Genomic DNA, 19,832 nt, shown 5'->3' with positions numbered 1-19,832 from the left:
GAGCAATCCGGGGGTTTTGTTATCCCCGGGGCGTCAAAGCCGGGTTATTTATCGTAGCTTGCCCAGAGCGCTTCGGGCCCCAGCCCCGCGACAAAGGCGGCATGGGCATCGCGCTCGGCCTGGCTGATGCGCGGGGGCAGCGCCGTGGGGCGGGGCAGGGCAACGGTCCGCCCGGCAATGGCATCGGCGCCCGAAACATTGCTTTCGGCGATCAGCGCCAGGCTCACCTGCTTGCCGCCGATCAGCTCGAGATAGACTTCGGCCAGGATCTCGCTGTCGAGCAGGGCGCCGTGCAGGGTGCGGCGGGAGTTGTCGATGCCATAGGTCTTGCACAGGGCATCCAGGCTCACCCGGGCACCGGGGTGCTTCTGGCGGGCCAGATGCACGGTGTCGATCACACTATTGGCCAGCGGGCGCTGGCCGGCCTTTTCCAGCTCGGCATTGAGAAAGCCGATATCGAAGGCGGCGTTGTGGATGATCAGCGTGGCGTCGCCGATGAAGGCGCGGAAATCGTCCACCACATCGGCAAACAACGGCTTGTCGGCCAGGAATTCCTCGCTCAGCCCATGCACGCGGAAGGCCTCTTCGGGCATCGAGCGCTGCGGGTTGATATAGACGTGGTAGTGCTGGCCGGTCGGGATGTGGTTGATCAGCTCGACGCAGCCGATTTCCACCAGACGGTCGCCGGCAGCGGGCGACAGGCCGGTGGTTTCGGTGTCGAGCACGATTTCGCGCGTCATGGCGTGGCCTTCCTGGCCCGGATGGCGGCCACCAGGGCGGCCACCTGTTCACGGGTCTTGTCGATCGGCAGGCCGGTATCGAACAGATAGGTGGCCCGCGCCTTCTTGTCGTCCTGTGGCATCTGGCGGGCAAGGATGGTGTCGAGCTTTTCCCCGCTCATTGCCGGTCGGGCGAGCGCCCGCTGGCGCTGGATGGCCGGATCGACCCAGGTGACGCCAATGGCGTCAAAGCCATAGTCGTGCCCGCTCTCGAACAGCAGCGGCACTTCAACCACCGCCAGGGCTTCGCCCGCTTGCTCGGCCTTGGCCAGAAAATCAGCGATACCGGCGCGCACCATGGGATGCACAATGGCTTCCAGCACGGCAAAGCCCGTGGGGTCGGCCGCCAGCCGGGCCGACAGCGCGGCGCGGTCGATCTTGCCGTCGCGCTCCACGCCGGGGAAGACAGCGGCCACCGGGGCCACGGCGGCGCCGGCGTAGAGCTCGGCCACGACGTCATCGGCCGAGAGCACCGGAACGCCCAGATCGGCAAAGGCCTTGAGAACCGTGGATTTGCCGGTGGCAATCGAGCCGGTCAAGCCAATGCGCCACATGCTCAATGCTCCAGTGTCGCCTCGATGGCGGCGCGCAGTTCGGGGGTCACAATTGGCCGCGTGCCGAACCAGGCCGCAAAGCCCGGCACGGCCTGGTGCAGCAGCATGCCCAGGCCATCGACTGTGCGCAGACCCCGCGCTGCCGCGTCGGCCAGCAGCGGGGTGGTGCGCGGCACATAGACAATATCGGTCACCAGCGCCGTGGACGGCAGGCGATTGAGATCAAGATCCTCAAAGCGGCTGCCGTGCATGCCCACCGAGGATGTGTTGACCACAAGGCGGGCATCGCCGGCGAGAGCATTGAAGTCGGCCAGTGCACCGGGCGTGATGGCGCCGCCCAGCTCCCGCGCCAGCTTTTCGGCCGTCGCCACTGTGCGGTTGAGCAGGATCACCGGAATGTCCCGGCTCTGCAGCGCCACAAGGATGGCCCGCGCCGCGCCGCCGGCCCCCAGCACCATGGCCGGGCCCGTGCCCTTGTCCCAGCCGGCTGCGCCGGCATCGAGATTGCCCAGAAAGCCGAGATAGTCGGTATTGCTGCCGGCGATATGGCCATCGGTGACCACAAGCGTATTGACCGCGCCAATGGTGCGGGCCAGCGGATCAATGCTGTCGCACAGGGCAAAGACGGCTTCCTTGTGCGGAATGGTGACATTGCCGCCGGCAAATTCACCCGTCCGCAGGCGCCCGAAAAACTGCGGCAGGTCAGCCGGGGCAACATCGATCGCCTCATAGCTGCCGTCGATGCCGTGCTCGGCCAGCCAGGTGCCATGGATCAGCGGCGAACGCGAATGGTTGATCGGATGGCCGATCACAAAAGCCTTGATGGTCACTGCAATGTCTCGGGCGCAAAGCTGCGCAGGGCGGCCAGCAGCGGCAGGAGCGGCAGGCCCAGAATGGTGAAATAGTCGCCGGTGACCGTTTCGAACAGGCGAATGGACGGCCCTTCCAGGCGATAGCCGCCGACTGATGTCAGCGCCGCCTCGCCTTCACGGTCCAGCACATCGTCGCGCTCCTGGGGGGTGAAGTCGCGCATCGTCAGCTCGGCGGTCTGGATATCGGACCAGATGACGGCGCGGTCTCGCACCAGGCTCACGGCGGCATGCAGTCGGTGCGTCTTGCCCCGCAGATGATCGAGCTGGCTGGCGGCATCGCTGCGGCTGGTCGGCTTGTGCAAAAGTTCGCTGCCCAGGCTCAGCGTCTGGTCGGCACCGATCACAATGGCGCCGGGATGAAGCGCAGAAACAGCTTCTGCCTTGCGCTGCGCCAGGATGATTGCCACGTCTCGCCCATCGCCACCGGCCGCAACGGCATCGGCTTCAAGTGCACGTTCGTCGACCTCGGCCGGAACGGCGGTAAAGCGCAATCCGGCCTGCTGCAACAAGGCTTTGCGGGTCGCGCTGCGGGATGCAAGGATCAACATGGGACCATGTTTTCCACACTGTCATGCACAGCTCAAGCCCAAGCTGTGACAATGACTCATGGTTTTGCCAGGACGCCAAACTTGTCCCCGTTGGTTACCAAAGTGTTAACACCCCGACTGCCGGGGAGGGTCCAGCAGGCCGGTGGAGAGCTCTGGGGAAAACTGCTTTCGGGTCAGTGGGCGACGCCAAGGGGTTTTGCACATGGCAAAGCGAATCATTGACTCCGGAGTCGCCGCGTTAAGCTTTCGTTAACAGTTGTGACGACGTGGTTGATGAGCGCGGCGCCAGACTCTGTTAACAGGGCATTAACCATGAGCCTGCGCGCTTGTGCCGCCACCGTCGCGATTGTGGAGAGCAATGAATTGGCTCAAAACACCGCCATGATAATGCAAATACTAAGTCAGAAAGACTCTTTGGGGTTTTTGGGAAGGGAAGTTTGACGTGAGCCATAAGCCTTTGCTCGCCACGGTTCTGGGCGAACGTCAGACGCGGCCACCGGTGTGGATCATGCGCCAGGCCGGGCGCTATCTGCCCGAATACCGCCAGACCCGTGCCCTGGCCCGTGACTTCCTTGATCTCTGCTACACGCCGGATCTGGCTGTGGAAGTGTCGCTGCAGCCGCTGCGCCGGTTTGATCTGGATGCGGCCATCATGTTCTCGGACATCCTGGTCATTCCCGATGCCCTGGGACAGCAAGTCCGCTTCGAACAGGGCGAAGGTCCCATCCTTGAGGCGGTGACTGCCGAGACCATTGGAGCGCTCAAGCCCGAGCGCGCGCTGGGTCATCTGGCGCCGATGTTCGAGACGCTGTCGCGGCTTCGCGCCGAACTGGCTGCCGACAAGACTCTCATTGGGTTCTGCGGCTCACCCTGGACAGTGGCGACCTATATGATCGGTGGCCGCGGCTCGACCGACCAGGCAGCCGCACGGCTGTTTGCCCTGCGCCATCCCGAGGCCTTTGCGCAGCTCATCGATATCCTGGTCGAAACCAGCATCGACTATCTGGTCGGGCAGTTCGAGGCGGGCGCCGATGTGGTGCAGCTGTTCGAGAGCTGGGCGCTCAATCTGGACGACGCGGCGTTTGAAACGCAGGTGATCGCGCCCAATCGCCGGATCGTTGAGGGCGTGCGGGCCCGCATTCCCAATGCGCCGATCATCGGCTTTCCGCGCGGCGCCGCCGGCAATCTGGCGCGCTATGCGGCCGGCACGGGGGTCAATGCGCTGGGCCTCGACTATGCAACGCCGCTCGATTTTGCCGCCGGACACCTGCCGGCTGGTCTGGCTGTGCAAGGCAATCTCGATCCGCTGCGCCTGGTGGCTGGCGGGGCACAGATGGACGAACGGGTTGATGCGATCATTGCCGCCTTCGCCGACCGGCCGCATATCTTTAATCTCGGCCATGGCATTGTGCCCGAGACGCCCATCGAGCACGTGGCGCGCTTGATCGATCGGGTCAAGAACGGCTAAGGGACGGCGCTTTAGGGGATTTGCACGATGGAATGGGTCAAGGCACTGCATGTGCTTTCAGTGATCGCCTGGATGGCGGCGCTGCTCTATTTGCCGCGGCTGTTTGTCTATCACGCCAGCGCCACGGTGGGGTCTGAGCTCTCCGAGACGCTCAAGGTGATGGAGCGCCGGCTCTATCGCGGCATCATGACGCCGGCGATGATCGCCACCTGGATCTTCGGGCTCTGGTTGGCCTTCGGCTATGGTCTGGTCGATTTCTCGCAGGGCTGGATGTGGCTCAAGGCGGTGATGGTGATCGCCTTGAGCGGCATGCACGGCTTCTACGGCTCGCTGCTGCGGGCCTTTGCCGGGGATCGCAATACGCGCAGCCACAAGTTCTACCGCTCCATCAACGAAATCCCCTTCGTGATCGCAGCTGTTATTGTGATCGCGGTGATCGTGAAGCCGTTCTAGGCCTGTTTCACGTGAATCGGCCGGTCCGCCCACGGTTTCAACCTTGAAACTGGCGGCGGATCGGTTTACATGGGTTTCAACGCATCCCAAAAATGAGCTGACCGGCCACGGTCGCTGCGCGGTGCCTACCCTCCCAAAACGACCAGCCGTCCAGATTTCCCTCAAGGGTTTATCCGCTACATGCAGAATATGAAGCTCAGTGAGCTCAAGGCCAAATCCCCGGCCGAACTGTTGGTGTTCGCCGAAGAACACGAGGTCGAAAACGCTTCGACCATGCGCAAACAGGAATTGATGTTTGCCATTCTCAAGGAACTGGCCGCCCAGGAAGTCGACATCACCGGTGAAGGTGTGGTCGAAATTCTCCCAGACGGTTTCGGTTTCCTGCGCTCCCCGGACGCGAACTATCTTCCGGGCCCCGATGATATCTACGTCAGCCCCAGCCAGATCCGCCGCTTTGGCCTGCGGACCGGCGATACGGTCGAAGGCCAGATCCGGTCTCCCAAGGATGGCGAGCGCTATTTCGCGCTGCTCAAGGTCAATACCATCAATTTCGAAGACCCCGAGGCGGTTCGCCACAAGGTCAATTTCGACAATCTCACCCCGCTCTATCCCGAAGAGCGCCTGCGCATGGAAATGCCCGATCCGACGCTCAAGGATCGCTCGGCCCGCATGCTGGATCTGGTTGCCCCGCTGGGCAAGGGGCAGCGCGCTCTGATTGTTGCGCCGCCGCGTACCGGTAAGACAGTATTGTTGCAGAATATTGCACAATCTATCGCCACCAATCACCCTGAGTGCTATCTGATCGTGCTGCTCATCGACGAGCGCCCCGAGGAAGTGACCGATATGCAGCGCTCTGTGCGCGGCGAGGTGATCTCTTCGACCTTTGACGAGCCGGCCAGCCGCCACGTCCAGGTCGCCGAGATGGTCATCGAAAAGGCCAAGCGCCTGGTCGAACACAAGCGCGACGTGGTGATCCTGCTCGATTCGATCACCCGCCTGGGCCGGGCCTACAACACTGTCGTGCCGAGCTCTGGCAAGGTGCTGACCGGTGGTGTGGATGCCAATGCGCTGCAGCGCCCCAAGCGCTTCTTCGGCGCCGCCCGCAATATCGAGGATGGCGGTTCGCTGACCATCATCTCCACGGCGCTGATCGATACCGGCAGCCGCATGGACGAAGTGATCTTTGAAGAGTTCAAGGGCACCGGCAACTCCGAAATCATTCTCGACCGCAAGGTCGCCGACAAGCGCATCTTCCCGGCCATCGACATCACCAAGTCGGGTACCCGCAAGGAAGAGCTGCTCATCGAGCCCGATATTCTCAAGAAGATGTATGTGCTGCGCCGCATCCTCAATCCGATGGGGACGATCGACGCCATGGAATTCCTCATGGACAAGGTTCGCCAGACCAAGACGAATTCCGACTTCTTCGATTCAATGAACACCTGACAACCATGGGCGCGACGTCATACGGCGCTGCCCCCGGTCGGACCTGACCGCATGCGGTCGGGCGATACAATTGTGGCGTTGTCCTCCGGGGCAACGCCGTCCGGTGTTGCGGTCCTGCGCCTGTCGGGGCCCGATGTTGCACCGATCCTGCGCGACATTGCCGGACCCTTGCCGGAACCGCGTAAACTGACGCTCCGGCCCATCGGGGCCGAGTCCCTCCTCGATCGCGGCCTTGTGGCCTGGTTTCCGGGCCCAGCCAGCTTCACTGGCGAGGATTGCGCCGAGTTGCAGGTGCATGGGTCACCCGCCGGCGTCCGGGCCATCCTCAAGCTCCTGACATCAAAAGGCGCGCGCCTGGCTGAAGCCGGCGAGTTCACCCGCCGCGCCTTTGAGAATGGCAAGCTTGACCTCGTCGAAATCGAGGGCCTGGGCGATCTGCTCGAGGCAGAGACGGAGAATCAGCGCCGCCAGGCGCTGGCCCGCTTTGAGGGCGGGCTCAGCCAGCGCATTGATGGCTGGCGCAACCAATTGCTGGATCTGCGCGCCGAAATCGAAGCCAATCTCGATTTTTCCGATGAAGGCGATGTCGGCGACAGCTTGCCGCCCAACTTCGGTTTGGATCTGGCCAGTCTGCGGTCTGAAATGGATGAGGCCCTCAAGTCCATCGAGCATGGCCGGATCGTCCGCGAGGGCATACGCGTGGCGCTGGCCGGTGCACCCAATGCCGGAAAATCCAGCCTGCTCAATGCCCTGGCCAAGTCCGATATTGCCATTGTCACCGACGAGGCCGGCACCACCCGCGATGTGCGCGAAGTGCCGCTCGACATCAATGGCCAGCTCTATGTGTTGCTCGACCTGGCTGGGCTGCGCGACACCGACAGCAAGGCCGAGGCTGAAGGCGTGCGTCGGGCGCGCCTTGCCATTGAACAGGCCGATATTGTCCTGTGGCTGCAGGCGCCCGATATTACCGACGCCGAAGACGACCTGGCCAAGCGGGCCGACATCATCGTTGCGACCAAGAGCGATCTGGCAAAGGGCCAGGGCGATGGCATTGCCGTATCGGCGACGACGGGCGACGGCATCGGCGCGCTGCTCGCGGCCATCGACGCCATCGGTCGTGATCTCATCGGCACGGGGTCGATGCTTCTCAGTCGCGAACGTGATAGGCTGGCGCTGACATCTGCGATTGCAGCCTTGTCCCAGGCATCGGCGCAGCTCGGCCAGCCTGAACTCGCCGCAGAGAGCCTGCGCCTGGCATCGCAGGCGCTGGAAAGACTGATCGGCCGGATAGATGCCGAACGTGTTCTGGACCGGCTCTTCGCCAGCTTCTGCATCGGAAAATGACTCACGTGAAACATTTGGTGATGAGGCGAGATTTGATTCACGTGAAACATTGCCCTATTGAGCGCGCCTGGAGTGCACAGCCATGAGCGATTTTGCAGTTATCGTCGTCGGGGGCGGCCATGCCGGGTGTGAAGCCGCGGCTGCTTCTGCGCGTCTGGGTGTCCCAACGGCGCTGATCACGCACAAGTTCGCCACCATTGGTGAAATGAGCTGCAACCCCGCCATCGGTGGTCTGGGCAAGGGCCATCTGGTGCGCGAGATCGACGCCATGGACGGGTTAATGGGTCGCGTCGCCGACGCCGCCGGCATCCAGTTCCGCGTGCTCAATCGCCGCAAGGGCCCGGCCGTGCGCGGCCCCCGCGCCCAGGCCGACCGCAAGCTCTATCGACTGGCCATGCAGGCGGCCATGACGGCACAGCCGAACCTCACGGTGATTGAGGGCGAGGTTGATGACATCGTCGTCGATGCCGGCACCATCACCGGCGTTCGCCTGCTGGATGGCCGTGCCTTCGGCACCCGCTCTGTTGTCCTCACCACGGGGACGTTCCTGCGCGGGCTCATCCATCGCGGCGAGGAAACTGTCCCAGCCGGTCGGGTGGGCGAGGCGCCGGTGCTGGGCCTCTCCACGCGCCTCGAGGCTTTGGGTCTGGCACTGGGGCGTCTCAAGACGGGTACGCCGGCGCGGCTCGATGGCAGCAGTATTGATTTCTCGGTGCTCGAAGCCCAGCCAGGCGATGAACAGCCCGAGCCGTTCTCGGCACTGACCACGGCGATCACCACGCCGCAGATTGCCTGCCATATCACCCGCACCACGCAGGAAACGCACCGGATCATTGCCGATAATCTGCATCGCTCGGCCATGTATTCTGGCCGCATCCAGAGCCGCGGCCCCCGCTACTGCCCATCGATCGAAGACAAGATCGTCCGCTTCGCGGACCGCGACAGCCACCAGATTTTCCTGGAGCCCGAAGGGCTTGACGATACGACCATCTACCCCAACGGCCTGTCCACCTCGCTGCCCGCCGATGTGCAGGAGGCCTTCCTGCGCTCCATGCCGGGGCTCGAAAACGTGCGCATCGTGCGACCGGGCTATGCCATAGAATATGACTATGTCGATCCGCGCGAGCTGCGGTCGACGCTGGAGGTCAAGCGCCAGCCCGGGCTCTATCTGGCTGGCCAGATCAATGGCACCACGGGCTATGAAGAGGCCGGCGCCCAGGGCCTGCTGGCCGGCGCCAACGCTGCTCTGGCCAGTTCGGGCCGTGAGCCGCTGGTATTGTCGCGCACGCAAAGCTATCTCGGCGTCATGGTCGATGATCTGGTGACGCGCGGCGTTTCCGAGCCCTATCGCATGTTCACCTCGCGCGCCGAATTCCGCTTGCACTTGCGGGCAGACAATGCGGACCAGCGGCTGACGCCGCTGGCCATGGCCACTGGCCTGGTCGGTGAACAGCGCTCCGAGCTCTATCTGGAGAAGGCCGAGGCCCTCGCCACGGGCCGCGCCCTATTGCATCAGCTCAGTGCAACCCCCAGCGTGGCCCGCAAGGCGGGGATTGCCGTCAATGAGGATGGCAAGCTTCGGTCCGCCTTTGACCTGCTGTCCTACCCCGACGTGACGCCCGCCGATGCCACGCGGCTATGGCCCGAAATTGCCGGTATTGCTCCGGCGGTTCTCGACCAGCTGGTGGTGGACGCCCAGTATGCGGTCTATCTCGACCGTCAGCGCGACGACATCGAAACGGTCCGGCGCGACGAGCAGAAGGCGATCCCCGAAGCCATGGACTATGACGCCATTCCGGGCCTTTCCATGGAACTGCGGCAGAAGCTCAAGCAGATGCGGCCGCAGACCATTGCCCAGGCCCAGGCCATGGATGGCATGACGCCAGCCGCCGTGACGCTGCTGCTGGCCGTGATTCGGCGCGGCGAACTGCGCAAGGCGAGCTGACATGGCCGATCTATCCGCAATCGCGCCCTATGAGCGCCACTTGGCGCGACCGATCGAGGCCGTTGCCGCCGATCTGGAATCCTATGCTGTCCTGATGCGCAAGTGGCAGTCGATACAGAATCTTGTTTCACGTGAAACACTGAACGAGGTTTGGACACGGCATTTTGCCGACAGCCTGCAGGTTCTCAACCTGCTGACCGAGGCCGACAAGAGCTTCATCGACATGGGCAGCGGTGGCGGGCTGCCGGCTTTGCCCCTGGCCATTGCCCTCAAGGGGACGAATCGCCACTTCACCCTGATGGAGCCCAATGGCCGCAAGGTCAGCTTCCTGCGCACCGTGGCGCGTGAACTGGGGTTGATGGTCACTGTAGAAGGGCGGCGAACCGACCAGATTGATTCACGTGAAACACCACCGGCCGACGTCATCACCTCCCGTGCGCTGGCCAGCCTGCCGCAATTGTGCAGCTGGATGGCGCCTTTCATGACGCCGAAAACCCGGGCAATCCTGCACAAAGGGCGGGAACATGTTGAAGAAATCGCCGAAAGCGCTACGCGCTGGGACTATGACGTGCTAATAAGCCCTAGCGACACCGATCGAAGCGGTGTCCTTCTCACGCTAAGCAATTTGCGAGAGAAATCAGTTAGTTAGCGGCGAACGAGCTGGAGGCCGATAGTGGCACCCCGTATCCTGACACTGGCCAATCAGAAGGGCGGCGTGGGCAAGACCACAACCGCCATCAATCTCGCCACGGCCCTGGCGGCTATCGGCGAACGCGTGCTGATTGTTGACCTCGATCCCCAGGGCAATGCCTCGACGGGTCTGGGCATTTCCCGCACGGATCGTGAAGTCTCCTCCTATGACCTGATGGTTGGCGAGGCCAGCGTGGCGCAGGCGGCGATCATGACCAGCGTGCCCAATGTGGCCATCGTCCCCTCGACGATGGACCTGTTGGGCGTCGAGCTGACCATTGCCGGTCATGCCGATCGCGCCTTCAAGCTGCGCAACGCGTTCAAGCAGCTCAATGAGCTCAGCATCAATGACAAGCCGGTCAGCTATATCCTGATCGATTGTCCGCCGTCTCTGAACCTGCTCACCGTCAATTCGCTGGTGGCGGCCGATGCTGTGCTGGTGCCGCTGCAGTGCGAGTTCTTTGCGCTCGAAGGTCTCAGCCAGCTGCTGCAGACGATCGAACAGATCCGTTCGACGCTCAATCCGCGCCTCTCCATCCAGGGCGTGGTGATGACCATGTTCGACAAGCGCAATAATCTGAGCGAACAGGTGCTGCATGACGTGCGCAGCGAAATGGGCGACCTGGTCTATGACACGGTCATCCCGCGCAATGTGCGCTTGTCGGAGGCGCCCTCCTATGGCAAGCCCGCGCTGCTGTATGATTTGAAATGTGCCGGTAGCCAGGCTTATCTGCGCCTGGCCACCGAAGTGATCCGCCGCGAGCGGCAGCTCAACGCGGCATAGGAGCCCGTCCATGAACGATAAACCCACACGTCTTGGCCGCGGGCTGGCTGCCCTGATTGGCGATATGGCCACTGTCGAGGGCGCCAGGGTCACCGAATCGGGTGGTGTGAAGCGCCTGCCGGTCGATTTCATCATTGCCAACCGCGCCAATCCGCGCCGCACCTTCGACAGCGAACAGCTCGAAGAGCTGACCAATTCGATTCGCGAAAAGGGCGTGATGCAGCCGCTGCTGGTCCGGCCGAGCAATGATCCCAATATCTTCGAGCTGATCGCTGGTGAGCGCCGCTGGCGCGCCGCGCAGCGCGCTGGCCTGCATGACGTGCCGGTGATCGTCCGCGATGTCGATGACAAGGAAGCGCTCGAGCTGGCCATCATCGAAAACGTGCAGCGTGCCGATCTCAATCCGCTGGAAGAGGCCATGGGCTATGGCCAGCTGATCGAGCAGTTCGACTATACCCAGCAGGATCTGGCGCAGGTGATCGGCAAGAGCCGCTCGCATGTGGCCAATACGCTGCGTCTGCTGCGCCTGCCCGAAGATGTGCGTGAAATGGTCTCCAGCGGCTCGCTGACCGCCGGCCACGCCCGTACGCTGATCACCGCCGAGGATCCGGCCACCCTGGCGCGGCAGATCGTCAGCGGCGGCCTGTCGGTGCGCGAAGCCGAAGCCCTCAGCCAGCAGCGCGACATTGCCGGCACAAAGAAGCCCAGCGCTTCGGCGCAGGAGCGCGATGCCGATACGGTGGCGCTGGAGCGCCGCCTGTCCGATGCCCTGGGGCTTTCGGTGTCGCTGGCGCATAGCGAACGCGGCGGCAAGCTGGAGATCCGCTACAAGACGCTCGAACAGCTCGACGGGCTCTGCGTCAAGCTCACCGGATATGCCAATTAGTTTCACGTGAAACGGCCACAGAAGTAACACAAGCCCGGCACCGGGTCTCTGGAGCCGGGCTTTTTCGTGCCTGGTGGTCCGTCTAGTGGGTGGCGGCCATCATGCAGATGGCCAGCAGGGCGCGGCGCAGCGTGGTCTCGGCCAAGGCCGGGCGGCGGCGCGAATCAGCTGTTGCCTGTAGGATGCGGCCGGAGGCTGTGGCCAGGGCGCTGTCAGACCACAAGCGCAATTGCTGTTCCAGCGCGCCAATGCGGGAGAAGTGCGGCTTGGGCCGCTGGCCTTCGAGCACGGCCCGCGGTGGCTTGCCAGCGTCGACCTCGGTGCGCCAGCGTCGCAGATTGGCAAAGTGGATATTGCTCATGGCCAGGAGGCGTTGCGGATCAACAGCCGAGGACAGCGCCCGGTTGAGCGCCAGCTCGAGCTTTTCGGCATGGCCGCCGCCGGTGGCGTCCAGAATGGCGTCGATCACCAGCATGCCGTTGTCGGCGCACAGCAAAAGGACGTCCTCGCGGGTCAGCACCTTGCTCTGGGCCGCATAGAGGCAGAGCTTTTCCAGTTCGCGCCGGGTGATCTCGCGGTCATTGCCAAGGATTTCGCGCAGCGTGGCAATCACATCGGCGTCGACCCGAATGCCCTGCTGGTTGAATGTCTCGCGAATCAGGGCCTGCAGGGCCTCGTCGCTGTCGGGGAAGCAGGGGAGGGCACGGCCATTCTTTGCGGCCTCCACGAGGGCTCTGAGGGCATCCCTGGGGGTCAGATTGCCGGCTTCGAGCACGATGGCGGCGTCGCCGATATCATCGCGCAACTCGGTGAGGGTCATCACCAGGGACTTGCCGGCGCCGCGCACGCGGACGATGCGCTTGCCGCCAAACAACGACACGCTGCGTGCTTCCACCGCCAGAATGGAGGGGTCGGCGTCCACTTCGCTGCCGTCGAGCACCACAAGGCTGGCCGATTCGGGGTCATTGCCGCTCAGTTGGCGGATCAGGCGCTGCGCTGTCTCCCGCACCAGGCCCGCGTCGGGCCCATAGGCGAGGAAAATGCCGCTCGCTATATCGGGTCGCGCCAGAAAGCGCGCGACCTCATGCGCCTTGAGTGCGGTCATGTCCGGCTGAGCGAGGCCAGCACGGCCAGGCGCAGCGATTCGGCAGCGCTCCTGGCGGCGCGCTCGGCGGCTTCGTCGGCAGCGGCATTGTCCGCCAGCACCTGGCCATTGCGGGTATATTGCGCCGTGGCGGTGCGGGAAAACACCATTGGCGTGGCGTCCTTGCCGTCCCGCGGGGTGATGGTGAGCTTGGCTGTCACCGTGACGCGCACGGCCTTGGCCGGATTGGCTGTGGCCGTGGCCATCATGTCGCCGGCGCTGCTCGAGACCGTCACGCTGGCCAGTGGTGCCGTTTCGGCGGTCGATTCACCCAGGCGGAACGAGAGTTCCTGATAGACGATCTGCTCCAGCCGCGTGGTGGGCTTAGCATAGGCCAAGTTCAGCGACGGCTGGCTGGCCAGCGTGCCGCTATAGACCGGGCTGAAGCTGCAGGCGCCCAGAAAGGCGCCCGTGCCCAGCAGCATTCCAGTCAACAGCGATGCACGCAGAGCCTTAGACCACGACATTGACGATCCTGTCCGGGACGATGACGATCTTCTTGGGTGCCTTGCCGTCGAGAATGCGGACAATCTCGTCCAGAGACAAGACCAGTTTCTCCACTTCCGCCGCCGGCGTGCCCTTGGCCACCGCGATTTCGCCGCGGCGCTTGCCATTGATCTGGATCGGCACGGTCACCGTGTCGTCGACCAGCAGCGCTGTGTCCACCGTCGGCCAGGGGGCATCGGCGACGAGGCCCTGCTTGCCCAGGGCTTCCCAGCAGGTCTCGGCCAGATGCGGCATCATTGGCGCGATCAGCTGGATCAGATGGCTGACGCCCTGTTCCAGCGCGTCGAGGCGCCCGGCGGGGGCGGCTGAGCAGATGCCGGCCTGGCGCACCAGGGCATTGGTCAGCTCATAGATCTGGGCTACAGCGCGGTTGAAGCGCAGGCCCTCGATGTCGTTGCCGACATTGTGCACGGCGCGGTGCACGATCTTGCGCAGGCCCAGGCCCTCATCGTCGTCAGAACTGCGAACAACGTCCGAAGACTGTTTCACGATCTCGATCGTTTCGCTCACCAGGCGCCAGATGCGCTGCTGGAAGCGGCTGGCGCCTTCGACGCCCGCCTCGGTCCATTGCACATCGCGCTCCGGCGGGGAGTCCGACAGCATGAACCAACGGGCGGTATCGGCGCCATAGGTGGCGACGATCTCGTCGGGGTCGATGACGTTCTTCTTGGACTTGCTCATCTTCTCGATGGAGCCGATCGACACCGCTTCGCCCGAGCGCAGATGCTTGGCGCGGCGGCCCTCGCCGAAGGTCTCGATGACCACGTCAACCGGGGCAACCCATTCGCCGGCGGGGCCCTTATAGGTCTCGTGGGTCACCATGCCCTGGGTGAACAGGCCCTTGAACGGCTCGTCGAGCCCGACGTGGCCGGTGGCCTTCATGGCGCGGGTGAAGTAGCGCGAATAGAGCAGGTGCAGGATCGCGTGTTCCACGCCGCCGATATACTGGTCCACCGGCAGCCAGCGGTTGGCAACGGTGGGCTCGGTCGGCGTCGCCGCCTGGGGGGCGGTAAAGCGGGCGAAATACCACGAGGAATCCACGAACGTGTCCATGGTGTCGGTCTCGCGCCGGGCCGGCGCGCCGCATTGCGGGCAGTTCACATGCTTCCAGGTGGGGTGGTGGTCCAGCGCATTGCCGGGCTTGTCGAAGGTCACATCCTCGGGCAGCACCACCGGCAGGTCCTTCTTGGGCACCGGCAGGGTGCCGCAGACCTCGCAATGGATCACCGGGATGGGGCAGCCCCAATAGCGCTGGCGCGACACGCCCCAGTCGCGCAGGCGATAGTTGACCTCGACCTTGCCCTGGGGATGGCCATCCAGGGTGCGGGCGGCAAAGTGCTCGGCGGCTGCCGTCTTGGCCGCCTCGATGCTCATGCCGTCCAGGAACCCGGAATTGAAGATGGTGCCGGCGTCGGTATAGGCGACATCATCGACGGCAAAGCTCTGGGCGTCGGCGCCGGCGGGCAGCACCACGGCCTTGACGGGCAGGTCATACTTGCGGGCGAAGTCGAGATCGCGCTGGTCATGCGCCGGGCAGCCGAAAATGGCGCCGGTGCCATAATCCATCAGCACGAAATTGGCGACATAGACGGGCAGGGTCGCGCCCTCGATCACCGGATGCTTGACGCGCAACCCGGTGAAGACGCCTTTCTTCTCGGCCTTTTCCAGCGTTTCGGTGGCCGTGCCCTGGCGATGACATTCAGCGACAAAGGCGGCCAGCTCGGCATTGTTCGCCGCCAACTGGCTGGTCAGCGGGTGGTCGGCCGACAGGGCAATGAACGAGGCGCCGAAAATGGTGTCGGGCCGGGTGGTGAACACCTCGATGGTGCGGGCGCTGGTGGCATTGTCGGCCAGCAGTTCGAAATGCAGGCGCAGGCCCTCGGACTTGCCGATCCAGTTGCGCTGCATGATGCGCACTTTTTCCGGCCATTCGGTCAGGGTATCCAGGCCTGCCAGCAGGTCCTCGGCATAGTCGGAGATCTTGAAGAACCACTGGGTCAGCTCGCGCTGCTCCACCGGGGCGCCCGAGCGCCAGCCCTTGCCGTCGATCACCTGCTCATTGGCCAGCACGGTCATGTCGACCGGGTCCCAGTTGACCTTGCTCTGCTTGCGGGTGACCAGGCCGGCCGCCATCATGTCGATGAACATGGCCTGCTGGTGCTGGTAATATTCGGGTTCGCAGGTGGCGATTTCGCGCGTCCAGTCGATGGCCAGGCCCATCGACTGCAACTGCGCCTTCATCGAGGCGATGTTCTGCCGGGTCCAGGTGCCCGGGTGGGTCTTGCGCTCGATGGCGGCATTTTCCGCCGGCAGGCCGAAAGCGTCCCAGCCCATGGGATGCAGCACATTCTTGCCGCGGGCACGCTGGTAGCGGGCCACCACATCGCCCATGGAATAGTTGCGCACATGGCCCATGTGGATGCGCCCCGAGGGATAGGGGAACATCTCGAGCACATAGTAGGGCTCACGCGGATCGTCATTGGAGGTGACAAAGCTCTGGGCGTCGTTCCAGACCTTCTGCCACTTGGGTTCCATTTCACGCGGATTGTAGCGTTCGCCGCTCACTTGTGTCGTCCTTGGGAATGTGCCGCAATGCCTGAGGGAAGCTTGGGTCCGGCTTGCGTTTATGGGGGATTTTGTCTACCGGACCATCACCAGAAATCCCCCGCAAGGTCAACAGGAACAGGGCGAAAGCATGGATGCCAGTGCCGCCGAGAAGCTTGCCGACATCACCGCCCAGATCGAGGCCGCCCGCCTGCGCTTCGGGCCGCCGCCCGAGCAGGTGACGCTGGTGGCCGTGTCCAAGACCTTTGCAGCCGAGGCCATCGTGCCGTTTCTCGAGGCCGGGCAACGTGTGTTCGGGGAGAACCGGGTGCAGGAGGCCAAGGAAAAATGGCCCGGCCTGCGCGAGCGTTTTGCCGGCGTCAGCCTGCATCTGATCGGGCCGCTGCAGACCAACAAGGCGCGCGATGCCGTGGCGCTGTTCGATGTCATCGAGACGGTTGATCGCGACAAGCTGGCCGGCGTGCTGGCCGAGGAGATGGCGCGCGCCGGTCGCCGGCTCCCTTGCCTGGTGCAGGTCAACATCGGGCTCGAGCCGCAAAAGGCCGGCATTGCCCCGGCCGAGACCGTCGAGTTCGTCGCCCGCTGCCGCGATGTGCATGGGCTCGATATCGTCGGGCTGATGTGCATTCCGCCCGAGGGCGTGCCGCCCGGGCCCTATTTCGCGCAGATGGTGGGCCTGGCCAAAGCCGCCGGCGTCGCGCAGCTGTCGATGGGCATGAGTTCGGATTTCCCGGTCGCCGTCGCCATGGGCGCCACACATGTTCGCGTTGGCTCGGCGTTGTTTGGCGCGCGCCCGGCCCTTCGCAGCGGCGACTGAGACTTGTTTGGGTCTACTTCGGCCCCAAGCTCTGCCTTATTGCCTGCAACTTGTCCGGTTAAGTCTTCGTTCCTCCTCCCATAACGCCGATGTGATTGGCTGGCCCGAATCGGGTCGCAATAAAGTGACCACGGGCGGGCAGAGGCAAAAAGACCGGAGATAACAATGAACAAGCGACGCATCTTGCTCGTAGACGATGATGCGGATCTGCGCCAGAACCTGGTCGAACAGCTCGAGACCCTTCCTGAATTCGAGATTGTTCAGGCTGAAACGGCAAATGATGCCCTCAAAGCGACGCGCGACCACAATATCGACCTGATGATCCTGGACGTCGGCCTGCCCGACATGGATGGCCGGGAAGCCGTCAAGGTTCTGCGCGAAGAGGGCTACAACAGCCCCATCCTCATGCTGACCGGACACGACAGTGAAGCCGATGAGATCCGTGGCCTCGATTCGGGGGCCAATGACTATCTGACCAAGCCGTTCCGCTTCCCCGTGCTGCTGGCCCGCATCAATGCGGCCCTGCGCCAGCACGACCAGAGCGAGGACGTGGTCTTCACCATTGGCCACTACAGCTTCCAGCCGTCGGCCAAGGTGCTCGAGACCAATGAAGGCAGCAAGGTCCGCCTGACGGACAAGGAAACCTCGATCCTGAAGTTTCTCTATCGCCAGGGCCCCAAGACGATCAGCCGCGACATCCTGCTCAAGGAAGTCTGGGGCTACAACAATCGGGTGACCACGCACACGCTGGAGACCCACATCTACCGCCTGCGCCAGAAGATCGAGCGGGATCCCTCCAATGCCCGTTTGCTGGTCACCGAAGAAGGTGGCTATCGCCTGGTGCCCTGAAAGCCGTGGACGGCGTGCCGGAAACACAAAATCCGGTACAAATCCGCGCGAATTGCCCTATAGGATGCAGTGGCCCCGCAGTGCGGGGCCAAGGCGCATCCGGATAGGGGCACATGATCAGCGACGATGCGGCCGATGCGCTGGCACGGGCCGAATTCTTCGATATCTGCGACGACCAGCAGCGCCAGCTGCTGGCGTTTGCTGGCGATCGCCGCCAGCATGAGCCCGACGCCGTGCTCTATCAGGCCGGCGACGTGCCCGATGGCGCGCATGTGCTGATTTCGGGCACGCTCAAGGCCAAGCCGGAAGGCGAGATACCCGGCAAGCCCTATGCCATTTCCGAGCCTGGCAGCGTGGTGCTGACCATGGCGCTGATCCTGTCCAAGCCGCGGCCGGTCACCATCTCCGCGGTGACCGAGTGCACGACGCTGTTCGTGCCCCGCCATGCCTTCATGAAGCTGGTGCAGCAGTCGCCCGAGCTGGCGCAGAAGGCGGTCGCGCGTATTGAGCGCGACCTGGGCAGCTATCTGGGCGCGCTCGAGCCGGTTGGCCGCAAGATGAAGCCGCGCGACAGCGTCAGCTAAACCCTTCTCACATCCGCATATTGGCCACAAACTCGCGCCACGCCTGCTCAACGGCAAGCGGGCAGGGCATGGTCAAGCTCCCACATATCCAGAACCCTGTCGGGGCCAATGGCGTCGTGCTGTCGCTGCTGGCCCATGGCCTGCTGCTGGCGGCTTTGGCGCATGTCTATCTCTCACACGCGCTCGCTCCGCCGCTTCTCAGCGTGGTCAATGTCGATCTCGTGCCACCGCCGCCGGCAAAAGCGTCTGCAGCGGTCGCGCAACAGCCGGCAGCGTCGCAGACCGAGCCAATAGCCCGGTCTGTGGACGCGCCCGGTGAGGGAGATGCCGAATCCGTTGGCGCACAAGACGCCCCGCCAGTTGAGGCCGATCGTCCTAGCCCGCAGCGGGCCACGCAGTTCTATGCCGCCGGCATATTGAACGATCCGCGCAACAGGGAGTTGCAGCGCAATTTCGGGCTTCTGGGCAGTGGCGAGCAGTTGATCCAGCTTTGCAACATCGAGGCGCTGGAGCAATTGGGCCAGACGCTGGGCGAACCGAAGCCCAACACGGTCGTGGGCTATGCCTTTGGCGACATGGACATTGCCGGCAACCACCTTGGCGCCCCCGGCGGGGCGTTTCGGCAGGGGCAGCAATGGTACCATGTCAACTATGACTGCACGGCCGCGCCGGACCTGTCAGCGGTGACCGATTTTGCCTTCACCCCGGGCGCCATCGTGCCGGAAAACGAATGGGAAGAGCACTTCCTCAATGCCGATGACGACGGGCTCGAGCCCGCGTTCTAGATGCCGGCAAAGGTGGCGATGACGGGAACGTGGTCGCTGGGCTTGTCGGTCCAGCCGCGGGCCGGGCGGATGATCTCGGCGGCAATGCAATGGGCGGCGACATCGCCGGTGGCCCAGATGTGGTCAAGCCGCCGGCCGCGATCGGAGGCGTTCCAGTCCTGACCGCGATAGCTCCACCAGGAATAGAGCTTGGTGTCATGCGGCACGTGCTTGCGCACCAGGTCGGTCCAGCCATGGCCGCCATTGAGGATGGCGTTGAGCGCCTCGGTCTCGATGGGCGTGTGGCTCACCACCTTGAGCAGCTGCTTGTGGTTCCAGACGTCGTTCTCGTGCGGGGCAATGTTGAAATCGCCCGCAATCAGGTGCCCCCTGGCGAACATGGGCTCGCTGAACCAGCTGGTCAGCTCGCTGAGGAAATCGAGCTTGTGCTTGAACTTGGGGTTGATGGTCACGTCCGGCTCGTCGCCGCCGGCCGGAATATAGAAATTATGCACCGTCAGCGGACCATGGCCGAGGTCGAGCACGGCCGAGACATGGCGTGATTCGGGAATTTCACAGAAGACGCGGCTCGAAATGTCGGTCAGCGGAAACTTCGAAACGATGGCCACGCCATGGTAGCCCTTCTGGCCATGCACGGCCTGGTAGGGATAGCCCGCTTCGGCAAAGGCATTGGTCGGGAACTGGTCATTGGTGCATTTGATTTCCTGCAGCATCAGCACGTCGGGGCGATACTGCGCGATGAAGTCGAGCACCATGGGCAGGCGCAGGCGGACCGAATTGATGTTCCAGGTAACGACGGAGACGGGCATGAC

The 19,832-nt window shown here is 63.6% G+C and carries 20 protein-coding genes; 12 read left to right on the top strand and 8 right to left on the bottom strand.

Features of this window, described 5'->3' with window-relative positions; translation table 11 throughout:
* Nucleotides 1-44: 44 nt before the first annotated feature.
* The 4 genes from dnaQ to K1177_RS14885 are packed head-to-tail and all read right to left on the bottom strand — an operon-like array spanning nucleotide 45 to nucleotide 2,753.
* The gene (gene dnaQ, locus K1177_RS14900) at nucleotides 45-740 is read right to left on the bottom strand and encodes a DNA polymerase III subunit epsilon (protein WP_224704159.1); all 696 of its coding nucleotides are present in this window, start codon (nucleotides 738-740) and stop codon (nucleotides 45-47) included.
* Entirely contained in the window at nucleotides 737-1,333 is a 597-nt protein-coding gene (gene coaE, locus K1177_RS14895; RefSeq protein ID WP_224704158.1) for a dephospho-CoA kinase, read from the bottom strand. The genes dnaQ and coaE overlap by 4 nt, the downstream gene beginning before the upstream one ends.
* Nucleotides 1,334-1,335: 2 nt before the next feature.
* Nucleotides 1,336-2,163 carry a shikimate dehydrogenase gene (locus K1177_RS14890; protein WP_224704157.1) on the bottom strand — a complete coding sequence of 276 codons (828 nt, stop codon included), beginning with the start codon at nucleotides 2,161-2,163 and terminating at the stop codon, nucleotides 1,336-1,338.
* Nucleotides 2,160-2,753 (bottom strand): Maf family protein, encoded by a 594-nt coding sequence (locus K1177_RS14885; protein WP_224704156.1) that lies wholly within the window; start codon nucleotides 2,751-2,753, stop codon nucleotides 2,160-2,162. The genes K1177_RS14890 and K1177_RS14885 overlap by 4 nt, the downstream gene beginning before the upstream one ends.
* A gap of 442 nt (nucleotides 2,754-3,195) precedes the next feature.
* Between K1177_RS14885 and hemE the strand changes: the two genes are divergently transcribed.
* The 8 genes from hemE (at nucleotide 3,196) to K1177_RS14845 (ending at nucleotide 11,769) form a co-directional block, all read left to right on the top strand.
* A complete protein-coding gene (hemE, locus tag K1177_RS14880) occupies nucleotides 3,196-4,221 on the top strand; it encodes a uroporphyrinogen decarboxylase (RefSeq protein ID WP_224704155.1) in 1,026 nt (341 codons plus the stop codon).
* Between the two features lie 27 nt (nucleotides 4,222-4,248).
* On the top strand, nucleotides 4,249-4,674 hold the full coding sequence (hemJ, locus tag K1177_RS14875; RefSeq protein ID WP_224704154.1) for a protoporphyrinogen oxidase HemJ: 426 nt from the start codon (nucleotides 4,249-4,251) through the stop codon (nucleotides 4,672-4,674).
* Nucleotides 4,675-4,854: 180 nt separating this feature from the next.
* Nucleotides 4,855-6,120 (top strand): transcription termination factor Rho, encoded by a 1,266-nt coding sequence (gene rho / locus K1177_RS14870; protein WP_224704153.1) that lies wholly within the window; start codon nucleotides 4,855-4,857, stop codon nucleotides 6,118-6,120.
* A gap of 51 nt (nucleotides 6,121-6,171) precedes the next feature.
* Entirely contained in the window at nucleotides 6,172-7,464 is a 1,293-nt protein-coding gene (mnmE, locus tag K1177_RS14865; protein ID WP_224704152.1) for a tRNA uridine-5-carboxymethylaminomethyl(34) synthesis GTPase MnmE, read from the top strand.
* A gap of 82 nt (nucleotides 7,465-7,546) precedes the next feature.
* Nucleotides 7,547-9,409 carry a tRNA uridine-5-carboxymethylaminomethyl(34) synthesis enzyme MnmG gene (gene mnmG / locus K1177_RS14860; protein ID WP_224704151.1) on the top strand — a complete coding sequence of 621 codons (1,863 nt, stop codon included), beginning with the start codon at nucleotides 7,547-7,549 and terminating at the stop codon, nucleotides 9,407-9,409.
* A gap of 1 nt (nucleotide 9,410) precedes the next feature.
* On the top strand, nucleotides 9,411-10,058 hold the full coding sequence (gene rsmG / locus K1177_RS14855) for a 16S rRNA (guanine(527)-N(7))-methyltransferase RsmG (RefSeq protein ID WP_224704150.1): 648 nt from the start codon (nucleotides 9,411-9,413) through the stop codon (nucleotides 10,056-10,058).
* Nucleotides 10,059-10,082: 24 nt separating this feature from the next.
* Nucleotides 10,083-10,883 carry a ParA family protein gene (locus K1177_RS14850; RefSeq protein WP_224704149.1) on the top strand — a complete coding sequence of 267 codons (801 nt, stop codon included), beginning with the start codon at nucleotides 10,083-10,085 and terminating at the stop codon, nucleotides 10,881-10,883.
* A 10-nt stretch (nucleotides 10,884-10,893) separates the two neighbouring features.
* On the top strand, nucleotides 10,894-11,769 hold the full coding sequence (locus tag K1177_RS14845; protein ID WP_224704148.1) for a ParB/RepB/Spo0J family partition protein: 876 nt from the start codon (nucleotides 10,894-10,896) through the stop codon (nucleotides 11,767-11,769).
* Nucleotides 11,770-11,851: 82 nt separating this feature from the next.
* Here K1177_RS14845 and holA read toward each other — a convergent pair whose 3' ends face one another.
* From holA to leuS, 3 genes are read right to left on the bottom strand one after another with little or no spacing between them, the layout of a single operon-like run.
* Nucleotides 11,852-12,874, bottom strand: coding sequence for a DNA polymerase III subunit delta (gene holA / locus K1177_RS14840; protein WP_224704147.1), 1,023 nt, complete (start codon nucleotides 12,872-12,874; stop codon nucleotides 11,852-11,854).
* Complete coding sequence (gene lptE, locus K1177_RS14835; protein ID WP_224704146.1) at nucleotides 12,871-13,380, bottom strand: LPS assembly lipoprotein LptE; 510 nt, start codon at nucleotides 13,378-13,380, stop codon at nucleotides 12,871-12,873. Before lptE ends, holA begins: the two co-directional genes overlap by 4 nt.
* Nucleotides 13,367-15,985 (bottom strand): leucine--tRNA ligase, encoded by a 2,619-nt coding sequence (gene leuS / locus K1177_RS14830; protein WP_224704145.1) that lies wholly within the window; start codon nucleotides 15,983-15,985, stop codon nucleotides 13,367-13,369. The genes lptE and leuS overlap by 14 nt, the downstream gene beginning before the upstream one ends.
* 130 nt (nucleotides 15,986-16,115) lie before the next feature.
* Between leuS and K1177_RS14825 the strand changes: the two genes are divergently transcribed.
* From K1177_RS14825 to K1177_RS14810, 4 genes are all read left to right on the top strand, one after another.
* The gene (locus tag K1177_RS14825) at nucleotides 16,116-16,802 is read left to right on the top strand and encodes a YggS family pyridoxal phosphate-dependent enzyme (protein ID WP_224704144.1); all 687 of its coding nucleotides are present in this window, start codon (nucleotides 16,116-16,118) and stop codon (nucleotides 16,800-16,802) included.
* A 165-nt stretch (nucleotides 16,803-16,967) separates the two neighbouring features.
* A complete protein-coding gene (locus K1177_RS14820) occupies nucleotides 16,968-17,651 on the top strand; it encodes a response regulator transcription factor (RefSeq protein WP_224704143.1) in 684 nt (227 codons plus the stop codon).
* A 113-nt stretch (nucleotides 17,652-17,764) separates the two neighbouring features.
* Entirely contained in the window at nucleotides 17,765-18,235 is a 471-nt protein-coding gene (locus tag K1177_RS14815; protein WP_224704142.1) for a Crp/Fnr family transcriptional regulator, read from the top strand.
* Nucleotides 18,236-18,303: 68 nt separating this feature from the next.
* Entirely contained in the window at nucleotides 18,304-19,020 is a 717-nt protein-coding gene (locus K1177_RS14810; protein WP_224704141.1) for a DUF930 domain-containing protein, read from the top strand.
* On the opposite strand, the gene K1177_RS14805 is transcribed toward K1177_RS14810, so the two are convergent.
* Nucleotides 19,017-19,829 (bottom strand): exodeoxyribonuclease III, encoded by an 813-nt coding sequence (locus tag K1177_RS14805; RefSeq protein ID WP_224704140.1) that lies wholly within the window; start codon nucleotides 19,827-19,829, stop codon nucleotides 19,017-19,019. The two genes, K1177_RS14810 and K1177_RS14805, sit on opposite strands and share 4 nt — an antisense overlap.
* Between the last annotated feature and the right edge of the window lie 3 nt (nucleotides 19,830-19,832).

Origin of the sequence: Devosia aquimaris (assembly GCF_020169335.1) — a bacterium.
Taxonomy (GTDB): domain Bacteria; phylum Pseudomonadota; class Alphaproteobacteria; order Rhizobiales; family Devosiaceae; genus Devosia; species Devosia aquimaris.
The sequence above is the reverse complement of the archived record's forward strand: the minus strand, read 5'-3'. Positions and strand labels throughout refer to the sequence as shown.

Bases quoted from the DNA above. Each gene is read 5' to 3' on its own strand.
- dnaQ (WP_224704159.1), bottom strand. From the start codon at position 740: ATGACGCGCGAAATCGTGCTCGACACCGAAACCACCGGCCTGTCGCCC.
- coaE (WP_224704158.1), bottom strand. From the start codon at position 1,333: ATGTGGCGCATTGGCTTGACCGGCTCGATTGCCACCGGCAAATCCACG.
- K1177_RS14885 (WP_224704156.1), bottom strand. From the start codon at position 2,753: ATGTTGATCCTTGCATCCCGCAGCGCGACCCGCAAAGCCTTGTTGCAG.
- hemJ (WP_224704154.1), top strand. From the start codon at position 4,249: ATGGAATGGGTCAAGGCACTGCATGTGCTTTCAGTGATCGCCTGGATG.
- rho (WP_224704153.1), top strand. From the start codon at position 4,855: ATGCAGAATATGAAGCTCAGTGAGCTCAAGGCCAAATCCCCGGCCGAA.
- mnmE (WP_224704152.1), top strand. From the start codon at position 6,172: ATGCGGTCGGGCGATACAATTGTGGCGTTGTCCTCCGGGGCAACGCCG.
- mnmG (WP_224704151.1), top strand. From the start codon at position 7,547: ATGAGCGATTTTGCAGTTATCGTCGTCGGGGGCGGCCATGCCGGGTGT.
- rsmG (WP_224704150.1), top strand. From the start codon at position 9,411: ATGGCCGATCTATCCGCAATCGCGCCCTATGAGCGCCACTTGGCGCGA.
- K1177_RS14845 (WP_224704148.1), top strand. From the start codon at position 10,894: ATGAACGATAAACCCACACGTCTTGGCCGCGGGCTGGCTGCCCTGATT.
- holA (WP_224704147.1), bottom strand. From the start codon at position 12,874: ATGACCGCACTCAAGGCGCATGAGGTCGCGCGCTTTCTGGCGCGACCC.
- lptE (WP_224704146.1), bottom strand. From the start codon at position 13,380: ATGTCGTGGTCTAAGGCTCTGCGTGCATCGCTGTTGACTGGAATGCTG.
- K1177_RS14825 (WP_224704144.1), top strand. From the start codon at position 16,116: ATGGATGCCAGTGCCGCCGAGAAGCTTGCCGACATCACCGCCCAGATC.
- K1177_RS14820 (WP_224704143.1), top strand. From the start codon at position 16,968: ATGAACAAGCGACGCATCTTGCTCGTAGACGATGATGCGGATCTGCGC.
- K1177_RS14815 (WP_224704142.1), top strand. From the start codon at position 17,765: ATGATCAGCGACGATGCGGCCGATGCGCTGGCACGGGCCGAATTCTTC.
- K1177_RS14810 (WP_224704141.1), top strand. From the start codon at position 18,304: ATGGTCAAGCTCCCACATATCCAGAACCCTGTCGGGGCCAATGGCGTC.
- K1177_RS14805 (WP_224704140.1), bottom strand. From the start codon at position 19,829: ATGCCCGTCTCCGTCGTTACCTGGAACATCAATTCGGTCCGCCTGCGC.